The sequence below is a fragment of the Streptomyces sp. NPDC088252 genome (assembly GCF_044740965.1).
Classification (GTDB): Bacteria; Actinomycetota; Actinomycetes; order Streptomycetales; family Streptomycetaceae; genus Streptomyces.
In genome coordinates this window covers 293,717-306,445 of the sequence record NZ_JBIURS010000006.1, presented here as the reverse complement: position 1 = coordinate 306,445, position 12,729 = coordinate 293,717, and the positions used below count along the sequence as shown (strand labels likewise).

Here is a 12,729-nt window from a genome sequence, read left to right as displayed (position 1 = left end):
CCGGAGGGCCGGAGAGGCGGTGACGTAACGGATGGGGGTCAGGACAGGTCACGCTTCGCGGCGATCCTCGACGAGAGGCCGAAAATCTCGATGAAGCCCTGCGCCTTGGACTGGTCGAACGTGTCGCCCGAGTCGTAGGTGGCGAGGTCGAAGTCGTAGAGCGACTGCTCGGACCTCCGGCCGGTCACGACGGCGCGGCCCGCGTGCAGGGTCATGCGGATGTCACCGGTGACGTGCTGATCGGCCTCGTCGATGAAACCGTCCAGGGCACGCTTGAGCGGCGAGAACCACAGGCCGTCGTAGACCAGCTCGCCCCAGCGCTGCTCGACCTGCCGCTTGTAGCGGGCCAGCTCGCGCTCGACGGTGACGTTCTCCAGCTCCTGGTGGGCGGTGATCAGCGCGATCGCGCCCGGGGCCTCGTACACCTCGCGTGACTTGATGCCGACGAGCCGGTCCTCGACCATGTCGATCCGGCCGATGCCCTGGGCGCCGGCCCGCCGATTGAGCTGCTGGATCGCCTGGAGGACGGTGACGGGCTCGCCGTCGAGGGCCACGGGCACGCCCTCCTTGAAGGAGATGACGACCTCGTCGGCCTCGCGCGGGGTGGCGGGGTTCTCGGTGTACTCGTAGATGTCCTCGATCGGCGCGTTCCAGATGTCCTCCAGGAAGCCCGTCTCGACGGCGCGCCCGAAGACGTTCTGGTCGATGGAGTACGGGGACTTCTTGGTGGTCGCGATCGGGAGGTTCTTCTCCTCGCAGAAGGCGATCGCCTTGTCCCGGGTCATCGCGTAGTCGCGGACGGGGGCGATGCACTTCAGGCCGGGGCCGAGCGCGGAGATGCCGGCCTCGAAGCGGACCTGGTCGTTGCCCTTGCCGGTGCAGCCGTGGGCGACGATGCCGGCGTGGTGCTTGCCGGCGGCGGCGACGAGGTGCTTGACGATGGCCGGCCGGGAGAGGGCGGAGACCAGCGGGTAGCGGTCCATGTAGAGGGCATTGGCCTTGATCGCGGGGAGGCAGTGGTCCTCGGCGAACTCGTCCTTGGCGTCCGCGACCTCGGCCTCGACGGCACCGCAGGCGAGCGCGCGCTCGCGGATGACTTCCAGGTCCTCGCCGCCCTGGCCGACGTCCACGGCGACGGCGATGACTTCGGCCCCCGTCTCCTCGGCGATCCGGCCGATGGCGACGGAGGTGTCCAAGCCGCCCGAGTAGGCGAGCACGACACGCTCAGTCACGGGTTCCTCCTCACGCTGCAATCGCTTATGAGCATAACTATGCAGTGCTCCGTATGTTTTGTCAAAGCGTGGGTGGTCAGCTCCCGGCGCGCACCGGCCGAAGCGGTGGGGGCGCCGCGAGCGGTACGCGCGGCTTCTCGGCGGCCGCCGCGGGCGACAAGCCCCCGTCGGCGTTCCATCAGCCGAAACGGACCGGTGGCCAACGGAGTTGGCGGCGATAATGACCGCCATGGGAAAGACGTACGAGCGTATCGACGGGCGGATCAGGACCTTCATCGAAGAACAGCACATCTTCTTCACGGCGACCGCACCCCTGGACGGAGAGGGCACGGTCAACCTCTCCCCCAAGGGAGTCAGCGGCTCCTTCGCCGTGATCGACGAGCTGACCGTGGCCTATCTGGACTTCGCGGGCAGCAATGCCGAGACCGTCGCCCACCTCCGCGAGAACGGCCGCATCACGCTGATGTGGTGCGCCTTCCAGGGGCCGCCCAACATCGTGCGGGTGCACGGCCGCGGCGAGCCCGTCTTCCGTGACGATCCCCGCTTCGGCCCGCTGCTCACCCACTTCCCCGGGGTGGACCCCGGCCCGCACGGACTGCGCGCCGTCATCGTGGTCCGGGCCGAGCTGATCCGGGACACCTGCGGATTCGCCGTGCCCTTCATGTCCTACGACGAGGACCGGCCACTGCACGCCCATCGCTTCGCCCGCGAGGACGACGCGTCGCTCAGTGCCTACTTCGAGAAGAAGGAGCACGTCGCGACGAGTATCGACGGGCTGCCCGGTCTGCCGCTCCCGCTGCCGGGCATGCCGCGCGGGACAGGGGATTGAGCCGTACGGCGCAGCTCCGGGGGTGACGTCCCGCCGGACGGTCTAGCGTCCGGTGCATGCGCAGACTCCTGGTGGCGGGTTCGGTGCTTCTCGCGCTCGCGGGCCCGGTCGCGGCCCGGCCCGCCCCGGCGCCGACACTTCCGTCACGGCTCGCCGACACCGGCGGCGGCACCCAGCTGATCACGGCACAGGCCGCGGCCGCGGGCTCCACCACGGGCACCGTCACCTGGTGGAATCTGCGCCGGGAAACCTGGGTCAAGGGCGGGTCGGCACCGGCTCGGTTCGGCGCGAAGGGCCTCGCCGAGGGGGCATCGCGCAAGCAGGGCACCGACACCACGCCCACCGGCCTGTACGACCTGCCGTACGCCTTCGGGGTCGAGGCCGCACCGCCCGGCACCGTCCATCCGTACCGCCGGGTCAACAACCGGTCCTGGTGGTGCGAGGACAACGCGGCACGGTCCTACAACCGCTGGGTGGAGCCGCGTCCCGCCGATTGCCGGGCGGCCGAGGCGGAGCATCTGATCGCCCATCCGACGCAGTACGCCCGCGCGCTCGTCATCGGCTTCAACTATGAACGCCCGGTGCGCGGGCGCGGCGCCGGGATCTTCCTCCACGTCAACGGGCGTGGTGCGACCTCCGGTTGCGTCTCCGTACCGGCGGCCGCGATGGACCGGATCCTCGACTGGGTGGACCCGGCCCGCCGTCCGCACATCGCGATCGGGACCCGGTCGGGCCCGACCGCGATCACCCGCTACTGACGGCGCCGAGCAGCCCGGCCGGCTCAGCGCTCGTTCTGGGCCAGTCGCAGCAGATGGTCGGCGAGCGCCTGTCCGCCCGCCGGGTCACGGCTGATCAGCATCAGTGTGTCGTCGCCCGCGATGGTGCCGAGGATGTCGTGCAGTTCGGCCTGGTCGATGGCCGAGGCGAGGAACTGGGCCGCGCCCGGAGGCGTACGCAGCACCACGAGGTTGGCCGAGGCCTCCGCCGAGATGAGCAGTTCGGCGGAGAGGCGCCGCATGCGCTCCTCCTTCGCGGATCCGCCCAGCGGTGCCTGCGGGGTACGGAAACCGCCCTCGCTCGGCACCGCGTAGATCAGCTCGCCGCCGGTGTTGCGGATCTTCACCGCGCCCAGCTCGTCCAGGTCGCGGGAGAGCGTCGCCTGTGTGACGCTCAGCCCGTCGTCGGCCAGGAGCTTGGCCAGCTGGCTCTGCGAGCGCACCGGCTGCCGGTTCAGGATGTCCACGATCCGGCGGTGGCGTGCGGTGCGGGTCTGCGGCACGGACGGCCCGCCGTGCTCGGATTCCTGCGCCTCGGTCATCGTCGTCGCCTCATTCTCCGGATCGTCCGTCCCCTTTTGCCGCGTCGAGGGCGCCGGGCAGTGCCTGGAGGAACGCGTCCGCCTCGGTGTCACCGATGATCAGCGGCGGCATGAGCCGCAGGACATCGGGGGCGGGCGTGTTCACCAGGATTCCGGCTCCCTGAGCCGCCTGTTGCACCTGAGGCGCGAGGGGCTCGGTGAGCACGATACCCAGCAGCAGCCCGGAGCCTCTGACGTGGGAGACCAGAGGGTGCCCCAGACCCTCCACTCCGTCCCGGATCTTCTCACCGAGCCGCTTCACCCGGTCCAGGGCGCCATCGGCCGCCAGGGTGTCCAGGACGGCGAGTCCGGCGGCGCAGGCGATCGGGTTGCCGCCGAACGTCGTGCCGTGCTGGCCCGGCTTCAGCAGCTCGGCCGCCAAGCCGAACGCGACGGTCGCGCCGAGCGGCAGCCCGCCGCCGAGCCCCTTGGCGAGGGTGACGATGTCGGGCTGCACGCCCTGGTGGGCCTGGTGCTCGAACCAGTGGCCGCAGCGGCCGATGCCGGTCTGCACCTCGTCGAGGACGAGCAGGGCGCCGGTGGCCCGGGTGATCTCCCGGGCGGCCTCCAGGTACCCCGCGGGTGGCACGACCACGCCGTTCTCACCCTGGATGGGCTCGATGATCACCAGCGCGGTGTCGGTGGTCACGGCCGCCCGCAGCGCTTCCGCGTCGCCGTACGGGACATGCGTGACGTCGCCGGGCAGCGGAAGGAACGGCTCGCGCTTCTTGGGCTGGCCGGTCAGGGCGAGCGCGCCCATGGTCCGGCCGTGGAAGCCGCCGTCGGTGGCGACCATGTGCGTCCGTCCGGTCAGCCGGCCGATCTTGAAGGCGGCCTCGTTGGCCTCGGCGCCCGAGTTGGCGAAGAAGACCCGGCCCTCGCGGCCGAACAGCTGGAGCAGCCGTTCGGCGAGGGCGACGGGCGGCGGCGCGATGTAGAGGTTGGAGACGTGGCCGAGGGAGGCGATCTGGGTGGAGACGGCCTCGACGACGGCGGGGTGGGCATGGCCCAGCGCGTTCACCGCGATACCGCCGACGAAGTCGAGGTACTCGGTGCCGTCGGCGTCCCACACATGGGCCCCCTCGCCGCGGACGAGGGACAGCTGAGGGGTGCCGTAGTTGTCCATCAGCGCGTGGCTCCAGCGCTGCGAGAGCTCCTGGTTGCTCATGACTCCCCCTGTGCGTCGGGCACGACCATCGTGCCGATTCCTTCGTCGGTGAAGATCTCCAGCAGGATCGAGTGCTGGACCCGGCCGTCGATGACCCGCGCGGTCTCCACGCCGTTGCGCACGGCGTGCAGGCAGCCCTGCATCTTCGGCACCATGCCGCTGGACAGCTCCGGAAGGAGCTTCTCCAGCTCGTCGGCGGTGAGGCGGCTGATCACGTCGTCGCTGTTGGGCCAGTCCTCGTAGAGACCCTCCACGTCGGTGAGGACCATCAGCGTCTCGGCACCGAGCGCGGCGGCGAGCGCCGCGGCCGCGGTGTCGGCGTTGACGTTGTAGACGTGGTTGTCGTCGGCGGAGCGTGCGATGGAGGAGACGACCGGGATCCGGCCGTCGTCCAGCAGTGCCTGGATGGCTCCGGTGTCGATGGCGGTGATCTCGCCCACCCGGCCGATGTCCACGGGCTCGCCGTCGATGGTCGGCCGGTGCCGGGTGGCGGTGATCGTGTGGGCGTCCTCGCCGGTCAGGCCGACGGCGAGCGGGCCGTGCTGGTTGAGCAGGCCGACGAGCTCGCGCTGGACCTGTCCGGCCAGCACCATCCGTACGACGTCCATCGCCTCGGGCGTGGTGACGCGCAGACCGGCCTTGAACTCGCTGACCAGGCCCTGCTTGTCGAGCTGGGCACTGATCTGCGGGCCGCCGCCGTGCACGACGACCGGCTTGAGTCCGGCCTGTCGCAGGAAGACGACGTCCTGGGCGAAGGCTGCCTTCAGCTCCTCGTCGATCATGGCGTTGCCGCCGAACTTGATGACCACGGTCTTGCCGTTGTGCCGGGTCAGCCAGGGCAGCGCCTCGATGAGGATCTGCGCCTTCGGGAGTGCGGTGTGCTTCCGCGCCGCGGTCATGAGCTGTACGCGCTGTTCTCGTGGACGTAGTCCGCGGTGAGGTCGTTGGCCCAGATGACGGCCGACTCGGCGCCCGCGGCGAGGTCGGCGGTGATCTTCACTTCCCGGTAGCGCATGTCGACCAGGTCGCGGTCCTCGCCGACGCCGCCGTTCTTGCAGACCCACACGCCGTTGATGGCGACGTTCAGCTGGTCCGGTTCGAAGGCGGCCTTCGTCGTACCGATCGCGGACAGGACCCGGCCCCAGTTGGGGTCCTCGCCGTGGATGGCGCACTTGAGCAGGTTGTTACGGGCGATGGAGCGGCCCACCTCGACGGCGTCGTCCTCGGTGGCGGCGTTGATCACCTCGATCCGGATGTCCTTGGAGGCGCCCTCGGCGTCACCGATGAGCTGACGTGCGAGGTCGGCGCAGACGGTCCGTACGGCCTCGGCGAACGCGTCCTGCTCCGGGGTGATCCCGCTCGCTCCGGAGGCCAGCAGCAGCACGGTGTCGTTGGTCGACATGCAGCCGTCGGAGTCGACCCGGTCGAAGGTGGTGCGGGTGGCGGCGCGCAGCGCGGCATCCAGCGCCGGGGCGTCCACGTCGGCGTCGGTGGTGAGGACGACGAGCATGGTGGCGAGGCCCGGGGCGAGCATGCCCGCGCCCTTGGCCATACCGCCGACGGTCCAGCCCTCGCCGCCCGCGACGGCGGTCTTGTGGACGGTGTCGGTGGTCTTGATCGCGATGGCGGCCTTCTCGCCGCCGTACTCGCTCAGCGCGGCGGCGGCGGTCTCGATGCCGGGCAGCAGCTTGTCCATCGGAAGCAGGGTTCCGATCAGCCCGGTCGAGGCGACCGCGATCCCGCCCGCGCTGTGACCGGTGAGGACCTCGGCGGCCTTCTCGGCGGTGGCGTGGGTGTCCTGGAAGCCCTGGGGGCCCGTACAGGCGTTGGCGCCGCCGGAGTTGAGGACGACGGCACTGACCTCGCCGCCCTTGAGGACCTGCTCCGACCAGAGGACGGGGGCGGCCTTGACGCGGTTGGAGGTGAAGACGCCCGCAGCCGCGCGACGCGGACCGTTGTTGACCACGAGGGCGAGGTCCGGGTTACCGCTCTCCTTGATTCCCGCGGCGATGCCCGCCGCCGAGAACCCCTGTGCTGCCGTGACACTCACGGTGCGACTCCGATCGTGGAAAGACCTGTGTCCTCGGGAAGTCCGAGGGCGATGTTCATGCTCTGCAGGGCGCCGCCGGCGGTGCCCTTGGCGAGGTTGTCGATGGCGCTGACGACGACGATCCGGGCCGCCGCCTCGTCGTACGCGACCTGGATCTGCACGGCGTTGGAACCGACGACGGCGGCGGTGGCGGGCCACTGCCCCTCCGGGAGCAGGTCGACGAACGGCTCGTCGGCGAACGCCTTCTCGTACGCGTCACGGACGGACCCGGCGCTCACGCCCGGCTTCGCCTTGGCGCTGCACGTGGCGAGGATGCCGCGGGGCATCGGTGCCAGGGTCGGAGTGAAGGAGACCGTGACCGGTTCACCGGCGGCGGCGCTGAGGTTCTGGATCATCTCGGGGGTGTGCCGGTGGGCGCCGCCCACGCCGTACGGGGTCATGTTGCCCATCACCTCGGAACCGAGCAGATGCGGCTTGGCCGCCTTGCCCGCGCCCGAGGTGCCCGAAGCGGCGACGATCACGGCCTCGGGCTCGGCCAGCTGGGCCGCGTAGGCCGGGAAGAGCGCGAGCGAGACGGCGGTCGGATAGCAGCCGGGCACCGCGATGCGCCTGGACCCGGCCAGCGCCGCGCGCCCGCCCGGCAGCTCGGGCAGGCCGTAGGGCCAGGTCCCGGCGTGCGGCGAACCGTAGAACTTCTCCCAGTCCGCGGCGTCCTTGAGCCGGAAGTCGGCCCCCATGTCGACGACGAGCACCTGGTCGCCGAGCTGCTCGGCGACGGCGGCGGACTGCCCGTGCGGAAGGGCGAGGAAGACGACGTCGTGCCCGGCGAGGACCTCGGGCGTGGTCGGCTGAAGCACCCGGCCGGCGAGCGGCCGCAGGTGCGGCTGCAGCGCACCGAGCTTCTGTCCCGCGTTGGAGTTGGCGGTGAGGGCCCCGATCTCGACCTCGGGGTGGACCAGCAGGAGACGGAGCAGCTCCCCACCGGCGTATCCGCTCGCCCCTGCCACCGCTGCACGTACCACCATCGAAATCCTCCTCGTCGATGGCATGACTATACGCATCACCGAACTTTTATGCAAAGACCCGCAGGCTCTCGTCCCAGCTGTCGAACGTCTTCAGCAGCGCGCGGGCGCCTTCCGGCAACCGCCCAGAAGAGGCGTGCGCGCATGTGCTGCGTGAGGTTCCCGAGGATCTCGCGCAGCCACGGGCTGCGTACGGCCGGCAGCCGGACCAGGGTGTGCCGGAACACTTCCGGGTCGACCCGGAACGCGTGGTGGGGGCGCGGTGCGGGCGGGTCGTCGCGAAGGACGCCGTCGGGCATGCCGCCCGACGCGGGAACGGGCAGGTACGGCTCGGGGAAGGCCAGCCACAGCCACACCCCGAACGGCAGCGGCACCGGGTACGCCGAGGCGGCCGGGCCGGCCGGGGTCCAGGCCTCCCCGTCTGCGGATGGGCCGGCACGAGGAGGATGTCGGCCTCCGTGTCGGGGGCGGGCCGTCCCGGTCCGGCCAGAACAGCGCGTCGCGGGGGCGGACCCGCGGGCAGCAGGGCGTCGAGGGCACGTTGGAACACTTCCTCGATCAGACCGTCCGGGACGGTCACCGGCCGGCCCTCCGAGGCCGCCAACAGATGGGCGAGCGCCCGGCCGGCCGCTGCCTCCCACTTCGGGCTCCATGACCACCAGTGGTGCAGCCCCGGCCGCGATCCCCACGCGGCGATCGGCTCGAACGGGGGCGTGCCCTTCCCTTCCGCCGTCAGCTCCGCCCAGGAGAGCGGTGGGGTGTCGGTGTCGGTGTCGACAGGGTGGCGGTGCACGGCGCCCGGGGCGAGCCACACGGCCTGCCAGAGCGAGCAGTCGTCGATCCTGCTCGCCACGGGCAGGCCGCACGCCTCGCAGGCCATGTTGGGGCCGTTCGCTCCATCGAGGCCGCAGCAGTAGCCGCCACCCTTCTCCGGGATCAGCAGAGTGCCGCGGGCATCTCCGGGCGCGATGACGATCGCGCCGGGTGCGCCGTCGGACAGGGCGTGGACGGGCGCGTGAATGCCGCGGGCCGCCACCTCGTCCGGATCGATCGCCTCCCAGGTCCGCCACGGCGGCCCCCAGGGCTCCGGTTCCACGGCGAACGTGCCGGACTCCATGAGCACCGGGAGCTGAAGCCCGTTCCCGTACTTCTGATGGGCGTGGGCCGGCAGGGCGACCTGGGACAGCGGGGTGGTCAGCCTGGCGCCGCACCCCGCGCACACGAAAACGAACAAATGTCCTCCGCTGGGGAAACACGGGCATCGTCGCAGCCCGGCGGCGGCCGGCCAACGTGTTTTCCGTCCGCCGCGGGGCCGGAGCACCGCCACGGCCTGGAGCATCGGCCCCCACGCGAACGGATGCCGGCCATCGCCCGTGCCGGCGGTGAGCGGCGGGAACGTCGCGACGACGTTCGGATGGGTGCGGCTGGAGGTACAGGGCGGCGGCGGCCTCGCCGACGCCCGGGGTCCGGGCAGCCTCGGCGACGAGGTCGGGGGCGCTGGGCGCACTGGCCCAAAGGGGTATCGGTCACCTCCGCATCGGCCGGGTCACCGCGCCGATACCGTGCCCGCCCGTCGACTCCGAGCGCGTCGATGTCAGGATGGTTGCATGACGAGCAAGGTTTACTTCGATATCACCATCAATGACGAGCCCGCCGGGCGGATCACGTTCAAGCTGTTCGACGACGTCGTTCCCAAGACCGCGGAGAACTTCCGCGCGCTGGCGACCGGCGAGAAGGGCTTCGGCTACAAGGGGTCGTCCTTCCACCGCATCATCCCCGCCTTCATGCTGCAGGGCGGCGACTTCACCCGGGGCGACGGCACCGGCGGCCAGAGCATCTACGGGGCGAAGTTCCCGGACGAGAACTTCAAGCTCGCGCACACCAAGCCGGGCCTGCTGTCCATGGCCAACAGCGGCCCCGACTCCAACGGCTCCCAGTTCTTCATCACGACCATCGTGACGTCGTGGCTGGACGGCAAGCACGTGGTGTTCGGCGAGGTCGACAACCAGGAGAGCATGGACCTGGTCACCAGGATCGAGGCCCTCGGCTCGCAGAGCGGCCGGCCCTCGGCGAAGATCACCATCGCCGACAGCGGCACCCTCTGACCCGTACGCGGGATCACTGACACGAGCGCGCCGCCCGACGGACCCCGTCGGGCGGCGCGCTCCGTCGTACCCGGCAGGCGAAAAGGCGCCCGCGCCGCGCACCTTCGCTCGATACGGTGTCGGGATGGGGAACGTGTTTCATGGCGGGGGCCGCAGTCTGTCCATGTCCAACGGGGGCACGGACGTGTTCGTCGATGTGCTCGTGCTGGCCGTGTCCGATCTTGCCGAGAGCTCCTGGGACCACCGCTTCGCCACGCTGCTGACCTGGCAGGACCAGAACATCATGGGGCGTGGGACCGTCGGGTTCGATCTGGAGGACGTCGACTGGGGACGCTCGCCGCACGAGCGGGCCGCGGCGAAGGACTTCGTCCTGCGGGTGCTCGATCTCGCGCTGCGCAGGCACCGGTGGGACGAGCTGGACTACGAGCCGCCGTTCGCCGAGGACTGCCTGCGGCAGTACCGGGACATGGTCGAGACGTTCGATCCGCCCGACGTCGAGCGGCGGAGCGACCGTTCCTCGTTCCCCGGCCCGGAAGAGGCCGCCATGGCCTCGTGCGTGCGGCACCGCGTCCTGTGCGCGCCGGACCATCAGGAGGGATGCGTCTTCTGTACGGCACTGCTGTGAACCCTGCCGCCGCATGCCGCTCCCACTGTCAACCATCAGTTGACAGTGGACATGTGTCAACCTATGGTTGACACATGGTGAATCCCGTACGCATGACCAATCCCGTGCGCCTCGACGAGCTGATCGAGGCCATCAAGAAGGTCCACACCGACGCCCTCGACCAGCTCTCCGACGCGGTCATCGCCGCGGACCACCTCGGTGATGTCGCCGACCACCTGATCGGGCACTTCGTGGACCAGGCCCGGCGCTCCGGCGCTTCCTGGACGGACATCGGGAAGAGCATGGGGGTGACCAGGCAGGCGGCCCAGAAGCGGTTCGTCGCCAAGGACCCGGGCGAGCCGTCGGACCTCGACCCCAGCCAGGGGTTCAGCCGCTTCACCGAGCGGGCCAGGAACGTCGTGATGGCGGCGCAGAACGAGGCCCGCGCGGCGGGCAACGACGAGGTACGCACCGAGCACCTCGTGCTGGGCCTGCTCAGCGAGCCCGAGGCACTCGGCCCCGCGTTCATCAGGGCCCAGGGCGTCACGCTGGAGAACGTCCGCCGGGCCGCGGCTCAGGCGCTGCCGTCCGCGGCCGAAGCGGTGCCGGAGATCATCCCCTACGACGCCGGGGCCCGTAAGGCGCTGGAACTGACGTTCCGGGAGGCCCTGCGGATGGGCCACAACTACGTCGGCACCGAGCACATCCTCCTGGCCCTGTTGGAGCAGGAGGACGGCGCGGGCGTGCTGACGGGTCTCGGCCTCGACAAGGCGACCGCCGAAACGGGCATCGCCGAGGCCGTCACACTCGTCGCCGGCGCCTCGGACAAGGAGGCCTGACCGGCACCGGACCGCCTGGGACGCGCACAACGGGGCAGGGCCCCGGCACCGTCGCCCCTGGGCCGGCCGCCGGACATCCGTCGCCCCCGGTCGACCCCGTCGGCCGGGGGCGCTCGACGACCTCCTCGGAGAGGATCCGCCGGTCACCCGGCCTCCCCCGCCCGGCGTGGATCCCGTACAGCGCGGCACGGGCGGTGCCGTGGCCATCGGGCCGTGGGGATCTCCGCCACCCGCCCCCGCGGGCTGTCGGCGGTCGCGGCGTACGCGAGGGCGTGACAGCCGGACCGCGTGCACGAGGGCCGCCTCCTCGTCCGCCGCGGCGAATTCCGGCCAGTACGTGGCGACCGGGGCATCAAGATCGAGCAGGCTCGGTCGACGGGGACGCGGGCACACGGGGCGGTCGGCCCGTTGATGGTGGACCAGGCGTTGACCAGGGTCTCCCGCTCCCGGGAGCGGGTGCGCGCACCGTCGGCCCAGCCGCCCCGAAGATCGGCCACGGGCTCTGCGTCCCGGTACGGCCACGGCCGCGACCGGTTCCTCCCGCTCCCGGAAATTCGCTTCGAACGCGCCGCGAACCGCGGAGAACCGGTCGTCGCAGTGGCCGTGGATCATCCGGCACCGTGGCCTCCTCGCCCCGGGCATCCCGGCGGACTCGACGGATACGCGGCGTACCGACCGATCGGACCGGCGGGAAGGCTCCGTGCACGCACGGAACCGGGGTCGTCGGCGACTCCCGCCTCGGGCACCGGGCTCGCGCGGGCGGGGCGGTCAGCGGGCTCCCGCTTCGAGCCTGAGGCTCCAGCGGCCCGGCATACCGGTGAGCGTGACGGCGGACAGCGGTCGGACATCGACGTTCCAGTACGTCGAGGGCGGGGCCTTGAGCGCGTAGACGAGAGCCGCTCGGACGACCGCCGGTTCGGCGACGGCGACGATGGCCCCGTCGCACGCCGGGCGGGTGTCCAACCAGCCCCCTATCCGCGAGATGAAGGCGAGCAGCGGTTCCCCGCCGTGCGGGGCGGAGCGGGGGTCGGCGAGCCAGGCGTCGACGGCAGCGGGTTCGCAGGCCGCGACCTCGGCGAGGGTGCAGCCGCGCCAGCGGCCCATGTCGCAGTCGCGCAGAGCGGGCTGGACGAGTGGCGCGTAGCCGAGGGCCTCGCCGGTGGCGCGGCTGCGCGGGGTCGGTGAGCAGTAGCGCAGTTCGGCGGCGCCCAGGGGCACGAGGGTGTGCGCGACGAGCTGCACCTCGTGCCAGCCGGCGTGGTCGAGCGGCCGGTCGTCGTCGAAGCGCTCGGCGAGCAGGGCGGAGCTGCGCGCCGCAGCGACGAGCGAGACTCGAACATTCATGGCGGCGATCGTGGAGCCGAACGCCACGCGGGTCAAGGGCCCCTTCGCAAGCGCTTCAGGCTCGGCCGAACCTGAAGCGCGCCCACCGGTTCGGGTTCCTCCGTGGCTTGAAGCCGCCCCTCCAGTGAACGCCGTGGGCACCCTCGGCGGTGCCCGTGGGGGCATGGCGTCGCGTCAGG

12 protein-coding genes and 2 pseudogenes are annotated in these 12,729 nt (G+C 71.3%); 5 read left to right on the top strand and 9 right to left on the bottom strand.

What is annotated here, in order from left to right:
* Nucleotides 1-38 precede the first annotated feature (38 nt).
* A complete protein-coding gene (locus ACIOHC_RS15325) occupies nucleotides 39-1,232 on the bottom strand; it encodes an argininosuccinate synthase (protein WP_351074248.1) in 1,194 nt (397 codons plus the stop codon).
* 229 nt (nucleotides 1,233-1,461) lie between these two features.
* On the opposite strand from ACIOHC_RS15325, the gene ACIOHC_RS15320 reads away from it, so the two are divergent.
* Nucleotides 1,462-2,061, top strand: a complete 600-nt coding sequence (locus ACIOHC_RS15320; RefSeq protein ID WP_351074247.1) for a pyridoxamine 5'-phosphate oxidase family protein — start codon at nucleotides 1,462-1,464, stop codon at nucleotides 2,059-2,061.
* Nucleotides 2,062-2,117: 56 nt separating this feature from the next.
* A complete protein-coding gene (locus ACIOHC_RS15315; protein ID WP_351074246.1) occupies nucleotides 2,118-2,819 on the top strand; it encodes a L,D-transpeptidase family protein in 702 nt (233 codons plus the stop codon).
* 23 nt (nucleotides 2,820-2,842) lie between these two features.
* On the opposite strand, the gene ACIOHC_RS15310 is transcribed toward ACIOHC_RS15315, so the two are convergent.
* From ACIOHC_RS15310 to ACIOHC_RS15285, 6 genes and pseudogenes are all read right to left on the bottom strand, one after another.
* Nucleotides 2,843-3,379, bottom strand: a complete 537-nt coding sequence (locus ACIOHC_RS15310) for an arginine repressor (protein WP_351074245.1) — start codon at nucleotides 3,377-3,379, stop codon at nucleotides 2,843-2,845.
* 10 nt (nucleotides 3,380-3,389) lie between these two features.
* A complete protein-coding gene (locus tag ACIOHC_RS15305; protein WP_365690424.1) occupies nucleotides 3,390-4,586 on the bottom strand; it encodes an acetylornithine transaminase in 1,197 nt (398 codons plus the stop codon).
* Entirely contained in the window at nucleotides 4,583-5,485 is a 903-nt protein-coding gene (gene argB / locus ACIOHC_RS15300) for an acetylglutamate kinase (RefSeq protein ID WP_351074243.1), read from the bottom strand. Before argB ends, ACIOHC_RS15305 begins: the two co-directional genes overlap by 4 nt.
* Nucleotides 5,482-6,636, bottom strand: a complete 1,155-nt coding sequence (gene argJ / locus ACIOHC_RS15295; protein ID WP_365690426.1) for a bifunctional glutamate N-acetyltransferase/amino-acid acetyltransferase ArgJ — start codon at nucleotides 6,634-6,636, stop codon at nucleotides 5,482-5,484. Before argJ ends, argB begins: the two co-directional genes overlap by 4 nt.
* A complete protein-coding gene (gene argC, locus ACIOHC_RS15290; RefSeq protein ID WP_365690428.1) occupies nucleotides 6,633-7,661 on the bottom strand; it encodes an N-acetyl-gamma-glutamyl-phosphate reductase in 1,029 nt (342 codons plus the stop codon). The genes argJ and argC overlap by 4 nt, the downstream gene beginning before the upstream one ends.
* A 125-nt stretch (nucleotides 7,662-7,786) precedes the next feature.
* Nucleotides 7,787-8,892: pseudogene (locus ACIOHC_RS15285) on the bottom strand (hypothetical protein); the annotation flags it as partial.
* 373 nt (nucleotides 8,893-9,265) lie between these two features.
* Here ACIOHC_RS15285 and ACIOHC_RS15280 point away from each other — a divergent pair.
* The 3 genes from ACIOHC_RS15280 to ACIOHC_RS15270 all read left to right on the top strand — a co-directional run bounded on the left by ACIOHC_RS15280 (nucleotide 9,266) and on the right by ACIOHC_RS15270 (nucleotide 11,206).
* Nucleotides 9,266-9,763: a peptidylprolyl isomerase gene (locus ACIOHC_RS15280; protein ID WP_351074210.1), complete on the top strand. Its 498-nt coding sequence runs from the start codon at nucleotides 9,266-9,268 to the stop codon at nucleotides 9,761-9,763.
* 124 nt (nucleotides 9,764-9,887) lie between these two features.
* A complete protein-coding gene (locus tag ACIOHC_RS15275; RefSeq protein ID WP_351079339.1) occupies nucleotides 9,888-10,388 on the top strand; it encodes a hypothetical protein in 501 nt (166 codons plus the stop codon).
* Between the two features lie 74 nt (nucleotides 10,389-10,462).
* A complete protein-coding gene (locus ACIOHC_RS15270; protein ID WP_365691527.1) occupies nucleotides 10,463-11,206 on the top strand; it encodes a Clp protease N-terminal domain-containing protein in 744 nt (247 codons plus the stop codon).
* A 291-nt stretch (nucleotides 11,207-11,497) separates the two neighbouring features.
* Here the strand turns inward: ACIOHC_RS15270 and ACIOHC_RS15265 are convergent.
* A pseudogene (locus tag ACIOHC_RS15265) lies at nucleotides 11,498-11,818 on the bottom strand (serine hydrolase); the annotation flags it as partial.
* Between the two features lie 156 nt (nucleotides 11,819-11,974).
* Nucleotides 11,975-12,550: a histidine phosphatase family protein gene (locus ACIOHC_RS15260; protein WP_365691526.1), complete on the bottom strand. Its 576-nt coding sequence runs from the start codon at nucleotides 12,548-12,550 to the stop codon at nucleotides 11,975-11,977.
* Between the last annotated feature and the right edge of the window lie 179 nt (nucleotides 12,551-12,729).

Excerpts from the sequence above, each read along its gene's own strand:
- ACIOHC_RS15275 (WP_351079339.1), top strand. The coding sequence starts at position 9,888 with ATGGGGAACGTGTTTCATGGCGGGGGCCGCAGTCTGTCCATGTCCAAC.
- ACIOHC_RS15260 (WP_365691526.1), bottom strand. The coding sequence starts at position 12,550 with ATGAATGTTCGAGTCTCGCTCGTCGCTGCGGCGCGCAGCTCCGCCCTG.
- ACIOHC_RS15320 (WP_351074247.1), top strand. The coding sequence starts at position 1,462 with ATGGGAAAGACGTACGAGCGTATCGACGGGCGGATCAGGACCTTCATC.
- argB (WP_351074243.1), bottom strand. The coding sequence starts at position 5,485 with ATGACCGCGGCGCGGAAGCACACCGCACTCCCGAAGGCGCAGATCCTC.
- ACIOHC_RS15270 (WP_365691527.1), top strand. The coding sequence starts at position 10,463 with ATGGTGAATCCCGTACGCATGACCAATCCCGTGCGCCTCGACGAGCTG.
- ACIOHC_RS15305 (WP_365690424.1), bottom strand. The coding sequence starts at position 4,586 with ATGAGCAACCAGGAGCTCTCGCAGCGCTGGAGCCACGCGCTGATGGAC.
- argC (WP_365690428.1), bottom strand. The coding sequence starts at position 7,661 with ATGGTGGTACGTGCAGCGGTGGCAGGGGCGAGCGGATACGCCGGTGGG.
- ACIOHC_RS15280 (WP_351074210.1), top strand. The coding sequence starts at position 9,266 with ATGACGAGCAAGGTTTACTTCGATATCACCATCAATGACGAGCCCGCC.
- ACIOHC_RS15315 (WP_351074246.1), top strand. The coding sequence starts at position 2,118 with ATGCGCAGACTCCTGGTGGCGGGTTCGGTGCTTCTCGCGCTCGCGGGC.
- ACIOHC_RS15310 (WP_351074245.1), bottom strand. The coding sequence starts at position 3,379 with ATGACCGAGGCGCAGGAATCCGAGCACGGCGGGCCGTCCGTGCCGCAG.